Genomic DNA, 12,999 nt, shown 5'->3' on the forward strand with positions numbered 1-12,999 from the left:
ATTCAAATAGCAGCGATTAGCCAATGAATTCCAGTCCGCCCATATAGGGGCGCAGTACTTCAGGAATTTCAATGCGGCCATCGGCCTGCTGATAGTTCTCCAGAACAGCCACCAGTGTGCGACCAACTGCCAGACCAGAACCGTTCAGCGTATGAACCAGTCGAGTCTTTTTATCGGACTTGCTGCGGCAGCGAGCCTGCATACGACGCGCCTGGAAATCCCCACAGTTTGAGCAGGAAGAGATTTCGCGGTACGTGTCCTGCGCTGGTAACCAAACTTCCAGATCGTAGGTTTTGATAGAACCAAAGCCCATATCACCCGTGCAGAGCAATACTTTACGGTAAGGCAAGTTCAGCAGTTGCAACACCGTTTCGGCGTGGGTCGTCAACGCTTCCAGCGCCTGCATGGAATCCTCAGGACGGACGATTTGTACCAGTTCAACCTTGTCAAACTGGTGCATACGAATCAACCCGCGCGTATCACGACCGTACGAACCTGCTTCTGAACGGAAGCAAGGTGTGTGTGCGGTCATTTTCAACGGTAAAGATTCTTCATCCAGAATTTCGTCACGAACCAGATTCGTTAGCGGGACTTCAGCTGTCGGAATCAGTGCGTATTGGCTGCTTTCCGCTTCTTCGCTTAATGGATTGGTATGGAATAGATCTTCACCAAACTTAGGCAACTGACCCGTACCGTATAACGTGGCGTGGTTTACCAGATAAGGCACATACGCTTCCTGATAACCGTGCTGTTGTGTATGCAAATCCAGCATGAACTGGGCAAGTGCACGGTGCAGACGAGCAATCTGTCCTTTCATCACGACAAAACGCGCACCGGTTAATTTCACCGCAGCGGCAAAATCCAGTCCGGCAGCCATCTCGCCAAGTTCAACATGATCGCGCACGGCAAAATCATACTTACGCGGCTCACCCCAACGGGTAATTTCCTGATTTTGTGTCTCGTCCTTACCTAGCGGCACAGAATCATCCGGCAGGTTCGGGATCGTTAACGCCAGATCGCGAATGTCATTCTGCAACTGATCCAGCTCGGCTTTCGCGGCATCCAGTTTTTCGCCTAATGTATTAACTTCACGACGCAAAGGCTCGATATCTTCACCGCGTGCTTTCGCTGCACCAATCTCTTTCGATCGGGAGTTACGCTCTGCCTGCAGGTTTTCAGTTTCTACCTGCAATACTTTACGACGTTCTTCCTGCTTACGCAGGGTCTCAACATCCAGCTTAAAGCCTCTGCGAGCCAGTAACTTTTCGGCGACTGCGTCTAGCTCATTACGCAGTAAATTGGGATCGAGCATGCTAATCCTGTGCTTATGATTATCAAATGAAATAGTGGCGTACACGGCGCGCTACGCGGCCGGTTTCAGAAAATACCTGAATAACCTTACCGCAACGCTTAGTTCAACGGTAGCGTTTTGTCGGGCTATTTTGATCCTGAGCAGCAAGCCAGGCGAGCTTTTCACCAATTTTGCCCTCAAGGCCACGCGAGGTAGGTGCATAATAGTGCGTATCCGCCATTTCAGATGGAAAGTAACTCTCGCCAGCCGCATAGGCATTGGGTTCATTGTGTGCGTACCGATACTCTGCCCCAAGCCCCATTTCTTTCATCAAACGGGTAGGTGCGTTACGCAAATGTTCGGGAACATCATAGTCCGGCTTTTCGCGGGCATCTTGTATCGCCGCTTTGAAAGCACTATATACCGCATTGCTTTTTGGCGCGCAGGCCAGATAAACAATCGCCTGTGCGATGGCGCGTTCCCCTTCTGCGGGGCCGACGCGAGTGAAACAATCCCAGGCAGAGATAGCCACCTGCATCGCTCGCGGATCGGCGTTACCGACATCTTCCGAAGCAATTGCCAACAGCCGTCGAGCAACATATAACGGATCGCCACCGGCGGTGATGATTCGGGCGTACCAATAGAGCGCCGCATCCGGCGCGGAGCCTCTTACCGATTTATGCAAAGCTGAAATCAGGTCGTAATAGCGGTCGCCCTTGTTATCAAAGCGGGCACTGCGTTCGCCAGCAATTTCATTGAGGAGTGCTGGCGTCAAGATGCGCATGCCCTGCGCGTCAATTTCCGCCATATCCGCCATCATTTCCAGGCTATTCAATGCACGTCTGGCATCGCCATTGACCAATTCAGCTAGCATCCGCCCAGTATCGACAGGCAGAACAATATTCTGCCCACCATAGCCACGCTCGCTGTCGCTCATCGCTTGCAGTAAAACCTGCTCGATATCTTCCGCCGTCAGCGCTTTCAGCAAATAGACACGGGCGCGAGATAACAAGGCTGAGTTAAGCTCAAAAGAAGGATTTTCCGTTGTCGCACCAATGAAGGTGATCGTTCCATCTTCGATATGCGGCAAAAACGCATCCTGCTGACTTTTGTTGAAACGATGAACTTCATCGACAAACAAAATGGTGCGTCGTCCTGCATTACGATTTTGTCGGGCACGCTCAATCGCTTCGCGAATTTCTTTGATGCCAGACGTCACGGCAGAAATGCGTTCAACATCGGCCTGCCCATAATGCCCAATCAGTTCTGCCAGCGTGGTTTTCCCCGTTCCTGGCGGCCCCCAAAGAATCATTGAGTGCAACTGCCCCGCCTCGATGGCCCGTGGCAACGGCTTACCAGCACCGAGCAGGTGCTGTTGACCAATATACTGCGCCAATGTCGCTGGCCGCATACGCGCGGCCAGTGGTTGGAATTCGTTACAGGAAAAGTCCAGTGACAGATTGCTCACTCTTACCTCACTGACGCTGATCGTCCAGCGTAACGCCTTTCGGCGGTGTGAAAGTGAATTGCGCCGCATCCACCGCGCCATTTTGCTGGTTCTTCAGCACATAAGTGCTCCGCTGCCCATCCTGTTCCGTCGCGGTAAACTGCTTGATCGTGCCGTTTGTCGTCACATTAATCGCGAACTGCTTCAGATTACCGCTCGCTGACTTCGGCGTAAGTTCAAAATCATCGCCTTTCTGACGCACATCGTATTTACTCCAGTCACTGGTATCGTTACGCGTAATCAGGATGAACGGCGTATTTCCCGTTGCATCTTTCAACCAGGTCGCCGTGACTTGCTCAACAAACGGGTTGTAGAACCACAGTGTTTTACCGTCAGAAATCAATGCACTCTCATCAGGCGATGTGGTTTTCCAGTTAAATAAGTTAGGACGTTTCAGCCACAGTTCGCCTTCCCCTTCCTGCACCGCTGCACCATCGGAACTGGTTACCTTCTGGCTGAAGTTTGCATGGAAACTGTTTACTTTATTGAGACGACCTTGCAAATCTTTTGCCGCGTCCGCATAGACAGCGGTTGAGGTAACACCTGCAATCAGGCAACTGATAGCTAACCACTTTTTCATACGCATAATCCTTTGAATTTCTAAATATAACGCGCCCTCGCCTAGCGAGATCGGGCGTTTTACATAGCGACCACGTTATTCGTAGATCTATGTTATCTGAACCCACTCGAGCGGTGATAGGTGAATTATCTGCTTATTGCCGCTTTTACGCTTCTTTGCATAAGGGCTGCTCGCGCAGCCCTTATGGGGAGTGACTTCAATCAATACCGCGTTCTATTCTATTGATGGTGGTGCCAAGACCTCGCGGTTGCCATTGTGCCCAGGAGAACTGACGATACCCTGCGCTTCCATTTGCTCAACGATTCGCGCCGCGCGGTTATAGCCAATACGGAACTGGCGCTGTACGCCGGAAATGGAGGCTCGACGCTTATCGACCACAAACTCCACGGCCTGATCGAACAAAGGATCGAGCTCTTCATCACTATCAAGCCCCAGGCTTCCACCTTCAGCATCATCGCCACCGCTGACAATATTATCGATATATTGAGGGCGACCACGCGCTTTCCAGTCTTGAACGACAGCGTGAACTTCCTCATCGCGCACAAAAGCACCATGAACGCGGATAGGTATAGAGGAGTTAGGTGCCATATACAGCATGTCCCCCATCCCCAAGAGCGATTCCGCGCCACCTTGATCGAGGATAGTGCGTGAGTCGATCTTGCTGGAAACCGTAAACGCAATACGCGTCGGAATGTTCGCTTTGATCAGCCCAGTGATCACATCGACCGACGGACGCTGCGTCGCCAGTACCAAGTGAATCCCCGCAGCACGCGCTTTTTGCGCCAGTCGAGCAATCAATTCTTCAACCTTCTTACCCACTGCCATTATCAGGTCAGCAAATTCATCGACCATAACGACAATATACGGCAGTTTTTCCAACACGGGTGGCGTCATATCCATACTGTCGCCCGGCTTCCAGAACGGATCGGGAATCGGACGCCCCATTGCATTTGCCGTCATCACCCGTTCGTTGTATCCCGCCAGATTACGCACGCCAAGCGCTGACATCAGCTTATAGCGACGTTCCATTTCACCGACACACCAGCGCAGCGCATTTGCCGCATCCTTCATGTCGGTCACAACTTCCGTCAACAAATGTGGAATGCCTTCGTACACGGAGAGCTCCAGCATTTTCGGGTCGATCATGATAAAGCGCACGTCTTCTGGCGTAGCTTTATACAACATACTGATGATCATGGCGTTGACGCCGACCGACTTACCCGACCCCGTCGTACCCGCAACCAGCAGGTGTGGCATTTTCGCCAAATCGGCAACGACAGGTTCGCCAGAAATATCTTTCCCTAATACTATCGCCAGCGGCGAAGGGTTATCCCGGAATGCATCACAGTCCAGCACTTCTCGCAGATAAACCGTCTGACGGTGTGCATTCGGCAACTCCAGCCCGACATATGGCCTACCGGGAATAACCTCAACAATACGTACTGCAACGACTGACAGTGAACGCGCCAAATCACGCGACAAATTCGAGATACGCGCGGCTTTAACACCCGGAGCCAGATCCAATTCAAACCGTGTGATTACGGGTCCAGGAGAGTGATCGACCACATCCGCTTTTACCCGGAAATCAGCCAACCGCGCTTCAATCAGTCGCGCCGTTTGCTCCAGAGCGAAATTATCAACAGGCGCTTCACTTGCTGGTGGCGGAGTCAACAAATCCAACGTTGGCAATGGCGTGGTCGGCTTCTGCAACGGTTGTTCATTACGCATCAGGAACGGATGAATTAGGCCATCCATTGCCGGATGATGCGTTGGCGCATCTGCATTTTCCTGTCGCGTAACGTCAACAGGCGCAGGTGTCGATTGCACTGGCTGCTCAAACATCAACGGGTTGCGCTCATCGTTGTCGTCTTTATCTTCGCCAACATGCATCGGCGGAAGATCGGGCTCAGTGTTATAAGCCGGCGGCGAATACGTCGGCTCGCTGAACGTACGTGGCTCAAATTCAGGCTCTCGCTCACTCTCAGCGCTAAATGGTGAGAATGAAAAGGCGTTATGTGACACCACAGGGTTTGATTGAACCGGCTCACGGGTCGCAGGCGATGCTATCGGAGCAGGAATTTCTTCATCGCGCGACGACGTACTCGCGTCATAACGTGACTGCTGCTGTGCAGCGAAATCTCTGGCTAGCTGCGCTTGCAGAAGCGCGTCTTCATCGTCTTCCTGTAACGGGTACTCATCGCCGTAACGCTGGCGCTGCTGGTCCAGATACGCTTGCTGCAACGCAGCTTCTTGCTGGGCGATGTCATCCGGCGTCTCTTCCTGATACACGTCGTTCGTCAATTCCGTTTCTGCACTACCATTCTGCGCCTGCAGCCTTGCTTGTTCTTCGGCCAAACGCTGTGACGGTAACTTGATTCCGTATGACGCAAGTTCACGGCGCGTAGGAATACGAACCGGATTAGGACGCGGCAGTTCCGGCCCTACGCCGCGTTTAATCTGCGGATTATCATCCCCATCGGCACTGAACGCAGGCATAAAGGTGTTGTTCGCGTTGAAATCCGTCTCTTGTGCAGGCTGTGGCGGTTCAGCAAACGGTTGAACGACCGATGACGTTACGATCGGCGGTACAACACTATTCTCATAAGAGCTATTTCCATAAGAACTGTTCCCATAAGAATTCCCAAATGGGGGATACGCGCTGCTATGAGGCTCCGACGTAGTAACATTCTCCGGCATCGCTACAGGTGTTTCAGGGACTTCAAACGAATACAACGGCGGGTTCAGTGACGGCGTCGCATCAATCGCTGATAGCGCTAGGGGTGGCGCTATATCAGATAATGTCGAATCCGCTACTGATGTTTCTGCTAACGAGGTCGGTTGTGTAGCGACTGGCGCATTTTCAACAGCAGGCGATAACGCTTCTTCTGCCCTATTATCCGTCGTCGTACCCTTTATGGCATCAGCAACGGAAGGCGCAGAAAACAGGACATCATCGTCATCACGTTGTTGCGGTATTGGTTCGCCTGATACTTCATCGTGCTGAATGTTAAGCGCATTATGCTCATCGTCTTCACGCTCGTTTTCTTCACGATACTCTTCATCGCGACGCGAACGGTTTGACATAAATGTCAGACAGCCCAATACACCAGCACCTATTTTTTCGGCAATCGTTAACCATGACCAGCCGGTAAACAACGTCAACCCTGCGCCCCACACGCACAGCAGAATTAGCGTCGCACCCATGCTATTGAAACGTGGAATCATTGAGCTGCTCAACAGACTTCCCAAAACACCACCGGAAGCGAAATAGTAGAGATCGTCAATATTCAACGCAGCCAAACCACAAGAGGTGAGGATCAGCGCCAATGTTCCAATCAGGCGAAGTGAAAAGGTAAAATACTCAATAGATTGGTGGTTATCACGCTGACGGAAAGCCGCCCAGCACAGGGATAGCATAATCGGCGGAATGGCATAAGCTAAAACGCCAAAAATGAAGAACAGCGTATCGGCCAGCCAGGCACCTGCCACACCACCAAAATTATGGATAGGCTCATGCCACGCAGTCTGCGACCAACTGGGATCCGAGGGGCTGAAACTGAGTAGTGCGACACCGAGATAAACCGCAAAAAGTGCCACAACGATTAAAATCGCTTCAAGCAAACGACGAGTTCCGCTGAGTTTTTTCAGGGTAACGTCTTTATCTTCTGTATATTCCTGGCTCAAGAGTCTCTCCAGGGGCCTGTAAGGTTTATGACAAAGCGCCGAGAAAACCCGGCGCTGGGACTGTATAAATTCACAGGAGTGTAGCTGAATTTATCGGGTTTTGCACCCACACGTTTATCGCGTCTTAATGACCAGACGATTGCTTTGCTTCACTTCTTCCATCACCACGTAAGTACGGGTGTCGTTTACGCCCGGCAAACGCAGAAGCGTTTCACCCAGGAGCTTACGGTAAGCGGACATGTCCGGCACGCGTGTTTTTAACAGGTAGTCAAAATCACCGGAAACCAGATGGCATTCCTGAATCTCTTCCAGCTTCTGCACCGCAGAGTTAAACTGTTCAAACACATCAGGCGCACCACGGTTTAGCGTTATTTCAACAAAAACCAGCAATGACGCATCCAGATAATGCGGGTTTAGCAGCGCTGTGTAGCCATTAATGAAGCCCTGTCTTTCCAGACGACGCACACGCTCCAGACAAGGCGTTGGTGACAGCCCAACCCGTTTGGAAAGCTCGACATTGGAAATACGCCCATCTTTTTGCAATTCGTTCAGGATGTTACGATCAATACGATCGAGATCTTTTCCTGGCCGTTTTTTAGTGTCTACCATTATTATTGTCTCTCTTCACTTTTCCCTGCACACGCTTTACCCCGATAGACCTCATGTATCAGAGTTACCCTTAAAGAAGACACGCTGCCTATTTTGTATATCAACAGTCATTAACTTCTCGTTATCGCCTCACTCACCGCGAAGAAGGCCATCACGTCATATCCGTAGCCCAAAGGCCTATCTGCGCAAAAACGAATAAAAAGCCGAGCTTTTAACTGTCCACATACAAAAAATTTCCTCTTACCCAGATGTTTTCGCAAATGCACAGCCGATTGTCAAAGCAAAACAATGAAAATCAGAAGAAACTGCCAGATTGGATAAGCCAGAGCCATTCACCAAGGTGACTTCAATCATTTTACTTATGAATGTGGCTGATTTTTCAGCGATTTGTCATCATCATCGTCATTAACGATTAAACAAATAGCCAGTAACTTTTCTGCATACTTTTTTTACTCCTGTAATTTCCTTACAATCGTTCTCATTGTCCGTGGTAGATATGTTCATCGTTATAAATTGTTCATAGTAAGGACGTCCGTTGTCGTAGGAACCATCCGTATGAGCATTATCCGCCGTCATGAAATGAGGAAAGCATGGGTACCGTTAAACATCACAAGTTATTGATTCTGGGTTCAGGCCCTGCTGGCTATACTGCCGCAGTTTATGCTGCACGGGCGAATTTACAGCCAGTATTAATCACTGGTATGGAAAAAGGCGGTCAGCTGACGACCACGACTGAAGTAGAAAACTGGCCGGGCGACGCCGATGATTTAACTGGCCCGCTGTTGATGGAGCGTATGCACGCACACGCGACCAAGTTCAATACCGAAGTGATCTTCGATCATATTGAGCGCGTTGATTTGCAGAACCGTCCATTCCGTTTATTCGGTGATAGCGCCGAGTACACCTGTGACGCGCTGATCATCGCCACAGGCGCGTCAGCGCGTTATCTTGGCCTGCCATCTGAAGACGCGTTTAAAGGCAAAGGCGTTTCCGCTTGCGCAACCTGTGACGGGTTCTTCTACCGTAATCAGAAAGTCGCCGTTGTTGGCGGTGGGAATACAGCCGTAGAAGAGGCGTTGTATTTGTCTAACATCGCTGCGGAAGTGCATTTGATCCACCGTCGCGAGACGTTCCGTTCAGAGAAAATCCTGATTGACCGTCTGATGGATAAAGTCAAAAGCGGCAACATCGTCTTGCATACCAACCGTACGCTGGACGAAGTGCTGGGCGATAACATGGGTGTAACGGGTGTACGTATCCGCGATACACAAAGCGATGTCGCAGAAGAACTGGAACTGGCTGGCGTATTTATTGCTATCGGCCACAGCCCGAATACGGCCGTGTTCGGTGGTCAGTTGGAACTAGAAAACGGTTATATCAAAGTACAATCCGGCATTCACGGCAATGCGACACAGACCAGCATTCCTGGCGTTTTTGCAGCAGGTGACGTGATGGATCACATTTATCGTCAGGCTATTACCTCAGCCGGTACAGGCTGTATGGCTGCACTGGATGCAGAACGTTACCTGGACGGACTGACCGTCAATAAGTAATACGATACTGAAACGGGGCGGCAACTGCCGTTCCGTTTTCTTCCTTCCAGTTTGCCTCCCGCAACACAAAAATTGATCGCCTCCCCCATTTCCTTTCTGCTTTTCATTTGCAGCGCGTCTCTGTCGCGGTAACATGGCGTCATTCTGCATGATAGAAGATAATTTTGTTACCTAACAGTTACATGAGAGTTATTTTCTGTTAAGTCCATTTCTGCAACATAACGAACTGGTGCCTGATGAAAAAAACCAGACAGCAAGAACTGACCGCCTGGCTGAAGCAGCAAAGTAAACTGGCGCAACGTTGGCTACGGCTTTCACTGCTGCTTGGATTCCTGAGCGGCGCGTTAATCGTGGCACAAGCCTGGCTGTTAGCCACTTTGCTTCATGCCTTGATCATCGTTCATGCTCCACGAGAATCCCTGATCTCGCCCTTCCTCCTTCTGGTCGCTACATTTATTCTACGTGCTCTCAATAGTGTGGTACGTGAGCGTGTTGGTTTTCTTTGCGGACAAGCCGTTCGGCAGCAAATTCGTAAGCTGGTACTGGATCGACTGCAACAGCTTGGCCCAGCCTGGGTACAGGGTAAACCCGCAGGCAGTTGGGCAACGATGATTCTTGAGCAGGTTGATGATATGCAGGATTATTACGCCCGCTATCTGCCGCAAATGTATCTTGCTGCACTTATCCCGCTGCTTATCTTGATAACGATCTTTCCGATCAACTGGGCAGCGGGTCTGATTCTGTTTCTGACAGCACCGCTCATCCCTCTTTTTATGGCGCTGGTCGGTATGGGCGCTGCGGATGCCAACCGACGTAACTTTCTGGCGTTGGCTCGTCTGAGCGGACACTTCCTCGACCGCCTACGCGGAATGGAAACGCTACGTCTGTTTCATCGTGGCCAAGCTGAAACCGAACAAATCCGGCAGGCTTCCGAAGATTTCCGTAGCCGCACCATGGAAGTGCTACGCATGGCATTTCTCTCATCGGGTGTCCTTGAATTTTTTGCCTCCATTTCGATCGCCGTTGTCGCCGTCTATTTTGGTTTCTCGTATCTCGGGGAGCTGAACTTTGGACATTATGGTACGGGCGTGACGCTCTTCGCCGGTTTTCTCGTGCTGATTCTGGCACCGGAATTCTTTCAGCCTCTACGCGACCTCGGCACGTTCTATCATGCCAAGGCCCAAGCTATTGGCGCGGCAGAATCGCTAGTGACCTTTTTGTCAGAGGAAGGCGAGACAGTCGGCTTCGGCACACACGAATTCAGCAGCGATACCGCCATTGCCATTAGGGCAGAAGACCTGGTTGTCCTCGCACCGAATGGCACACCGTTGACTCAACCGTTGACGTTCGAGATTCGCTCAGGCGAACGTATCGCGCTGGTCGGTATCAGCGGAGCAGGAAAAAGCTCACTGCTTAATGCGCTCTTGGGGTTCCTGCCTTACCGCGGTTCATTAACCGTGAATGGTCAGGCGTTGAACGCGCTTACGCCGGAATCATGGCGCAAACAGTTGAGCTGGGTTGGACAAAATCCCCATTTGCCGGAACAGACGCTGCGCAGCAATATTCTACTGGGCAACCCGCAAGCCAGTATGATTGAGCTGCAACAGGCGATTGAACGCGCTTATGTGCAAGAGTTCTTACCACAGCTTCCACAGGGGTTAGAAACCACGATCGGTGACGGAGCGGCACGTTTATCTGTCGGGCAAGCACAGCGCGTCGCCGTTGCCCGTGCCCTCATTCACCCTTGTAATTTACTGCTGCTGGATGAACCGTCAGCCAGCCTGGATGCTCATAGCGAGGAGCTCGTTATGACAGCGCTGAACGAAGCTGCACGCTCCCAGACCACGCTACTCGTCACGCATCAGCTCACTGATATCACCGAGTATGATGCGATTTGGGTGATGGAAGGCGGTCGGTTAGTTCAACAAGGTGATTATCAAACACTCCGAGCTGAAACAGGCCCCTTCGCGGCGCTGCTGGCACAACGACAGGAGGCACTGTGATGGCTCAGGTGAAAACGATGCGGGTATTAAAACCGTTTCTGGCGCTTTATCGTCAGCACTTCTGGTATTTAAGTCTGGGTGTAGTGCTAGCGATTGCTACGCTGCTGGCCAGCATTGGCCTGCTCGCGCTATCTGGCTGGTTTCTGGCAGGTGCTTCGCTGGCTGGGATCGTCGGGCTACTGACCTTTAACTACATGCTGCCCGCCGCTGGCGTGCGGGGTGCCGCCATCGCGCGTACGGCTGGGCGCTATGGCGAAAGAGTCGTTAGCCACGATGCCACATTCCGCGTTCTGCTGCGCTTGCGTGTTTTCACATTCTCCCGCATTTTACCGCTCTCCCCGGGAGGGCTAGCACAATTTCGTCAGGCCGAGCTACTCAACCGGCTCGTAGCGGACGTTGATACGCTCGATCATCTTTATCTTCGTGTTATTTCCCCCATCATCAGCGCCTTCGCCGTCATTCTTATCGTTTGTTACGGTTTAAGCTTCATTGATGGTTCACTGGCTCTGACGCTGGGTGCCATTATGTTGGCGTTACTCCTGTGCCTGCCTGTTCTCTTTTATCGGGCGGGGAACGGCATAGGACAGGACTTGACCGCGCTGCGTGCACAATACCGCCTTCAGTTAACGACCTGGCTGCAAGGTCAGGCGGAGTTAACCGTCTTCGGTGCACTCGATCGCGTCCGTCAACAGTTGGCACTGGTGGAAATTAACTGGCTGCGTCGCCAGCGCCAACAGGCAAATCTTACTGGTCTGTCTCAGGCGGTGATGATTTTATGCAGTGGGCTGACTGTTACCCTGATTCTGTGGTTGGCAGCCGATGGCGTTGGCGGTAATCCACAGCCCGGCGCGTTGATCGCCCTCTTCGTGTTCGCTTCGCTTGCAGCCTTCGAGGCGCTGGCTCCCGTCACAGTGGCTTTCCAGCACATGGGGCAAGTTATTGCGTCCGCAGCTCGGGTCGATCAAATTATTCGTCAGCCCGTTGACGTCACATTCCCAGAACATGGTCCGGAAACCTCGCGCGCGGCTTCGCTTGAACTCTCACATGTCGGCTTCACTTATCCTGGTCAGCCACAGCCTGTGCTGCAAAATATCTCCCTTTCCATTCAACCTGGAGAGCATCTGGCGCTGTTGGGTCGTACTGGGTGTGGAAAATCGACGCTATTACAATTGCTGACTCGAGCATGGAATGCTGAATACGGGGATATTGCACTTAACGGCCACGCTCTTGCCGATTGGCGCGAAGACGATCTCCGCGCCATGATGAGCGTGGTACCACAACGCGCACATATATTCAGCGCAACGCTGCGCGATAACCTGCTGCTGGCAGCGCCGACAGCACGGGACGAAAAATTGGCCGAAGTATTACAACAGGTCGGGTTAGAAAAACTGCTGGAAAATGAGGGGCTGAATGCCTGGTTGGGAGAAGGCGGCCGTCAGCTATCCGGTGGAGAACAGCGTCGTATCGCTTTAGCACGTGCCTTATTACACGATGCGCCGTTAGTTCTGTTGGATGAGCCCACTGAGGGGTTGGATGCAGAAACCGAAAAACGTATCCTGCTGCTGCTCCGCCAACACTGTGCCGATAAGACCTTAATTGTCATCACTCATCGGCTATACGGTTTAGAATCGATGGATCGCATCTGCATTCTGGATGACGGTAAAGTGATCGAACAAGGCAGCCATCAGGCTTTGATGGCACAACAAGGGCGTTATTGGCAATTTCGCCAACACGTTTAAGGCAATTTCAATGAAACATAACGTTTGAAAAAC

At 51.6% G+C, this 12,999-nt stretch carries 8 protein-coding genes; 3 read left to right on the top strand and 5 right to left on the bottom strand.

The window, feature by feature from the left end; all coding sequences use genetic code 11:
- Window positions 1-16: 16 nt before the first annotated feature.
- The 5 genes from serS to lrp all read right to left on the bottom strand — a co-directional run bounded on the left by serS (window position 17) and on the right by lrp (window position 7,671).
- Window positions 17-1,312, bottom strand: coding sequence for a serine--tRNA ligase (serS, locus tag DUT67_RS12500; protein ID WP_113625785.1), 1,296 nt, complete (start codon window positions 1,310-1,312; stop codon window positions 17-19).
- 103 nt (window positions 1,313-1,415) lie between these two features.
- Window positions 1,416-2,759: a replication-associated recombination protein A gene (locus DUT67_RS12505; protein ID WP_113625784.1), complete on the bottom strand. Its 1,344-nt coding sequence runs from the start codon at window positions 2,757-2,759 to the stop codon at window positions 1,416-1,418.
- 7 nt (window positions 2,760-2,766) lie between these two features.
- A complete protein-coding gene (gene lolA, locus DUT67_RS12510; protein WP_113625783.1) occupies window positions 2,767-3,378 on the bottom strand; it encodes an outer membrane lipoprotein chaperone LolA in 612 nt (203 codons plus the stop codon).
- Between the two features lie 213 nt (window positions 3,379-3,591).
- Window positions 3,592-7,062 (bottom strand): DNA translocase FtsK 4TM domain-containing protein, encoded by a 3,471-nt coding sequence (locus DUT67_RS12515; RefSeq protein WP_113625782.1) that lies wholly within the window; start codon window positions 7,060-7,062, stop codon window positions 3,592-3,594.
- Window positions 7,063-7,176: 114 nt separating this feature from the next.
- Window positions 7,177-7,671, bottom strand: a complete 495-nt coding sequence (gene lrp, locus DUT67_RS12520) for a leucine-responsive transcriptional regulator Lrp (protein WP_005967536.1) — start codon at window positions 7,669-7,671, stop codon at window positions 7,177-7,179.
- Between the two features lie 590 nt (window positions 7,672-8,261).
- On the opposite strand from lrp, the gene trxB reads away from it, so the two are divergent.
- The 3 genes from trxB (at window position 8,262) to cydC (ending at window position 12,966) form a co-directional block, all read left to right on the top strand.
- On the top strand, window positions 8,262-9,224 hold the full coding sequence (gene trxB / locus DUT67_RS12525; protein WP_048260631.1) for a thioredoxin-disulfide reductase: 963 nt from the start codon (window positions 8,262-8,264) through the stop codon (window positions 9,222-9,224).
- A gap of 236 nt (window positions 9,225-9,460) precedes the next feature.
- Window positions 9,461-11,227, top strand: coding sequence for a cysteine/glutathione ABC transporter permease/ATP-binding protein CydD (cydD, locus tag DUT67_RS12530; RefSeq protein ID WP_113631882.1), 1,767 nt, complete (start codon window positions 9,461-9,463; stop codon window positions 11,225-11,227).
- Window positions 11,227-12,966: a cysteine/glutathione ABC transporter ATP-binding protein/permease CydC gene (gene cydC / locus DUT67_RS12535; protein ID WP_113631881.1), complete on the top strand. Its 1,740-nt coding sequence runs from the start codon at window positions 11,227-11,229 to the stop codon at window positions 12,964-12,966. Before cydD ends, cydC begins: the two co-directional genes overlap by 1 nt.
- Window positions 12,967-12,999 lie beyond the last annotated feature (33 nt).

This window comes from Pectobacterium peruviense, from assembly GCF_003312355.2.
Lineage (GTDB): Bacteria > Pseudomonadota > Gammaproteobacteria > Enterobacterales > Enterobacteriaceae > Pectobacterium > Pectobacterium peruviense.

Bases quoted from the DNA above. Each gene is read 5' to 3' on its own strand.
- serS (WP_113625785.1), bottom strand. From the start codon at position 1,312: ATGCTCGATCCCAATTTACTGCGTAATGAGCTAGACGCAGTCGCCGAA.
- cydD (WP_113631882.1), top strand. From the start codon at position 9,461: ATGAAAAAAACCAGACAGCAAGAACTGACCGCCTGGCTGAAGCAGCAA.
- lrp (WP_005967536.1), bottom strand. From the start codon at position 7,671: ATGGTAGACACTAAAAAACGGCCAGGAAAAGATCTCGATCGTATTGAT.
- lolA (WP_113625783.1), bottom strand. From the start codon at position 3,378: ATGAAAAAGTGGTTAGCTATCAGTTGCCTGATTGCAGGTGTTACCTCA.
- cydC (WP_113631881.1), top strand. From the start codon at position 11,227: ATGGCTCAGGTGAAAACGATGCGGGTATTAAAACCGTTTCTGGCGCTT.
- trxB (WP_048260631.1), top strand. From the start codon at position 8,262: ATGGGTACCGTTAAACATCACAAGTTATTGATTCTGGGTTCAGGCCCT.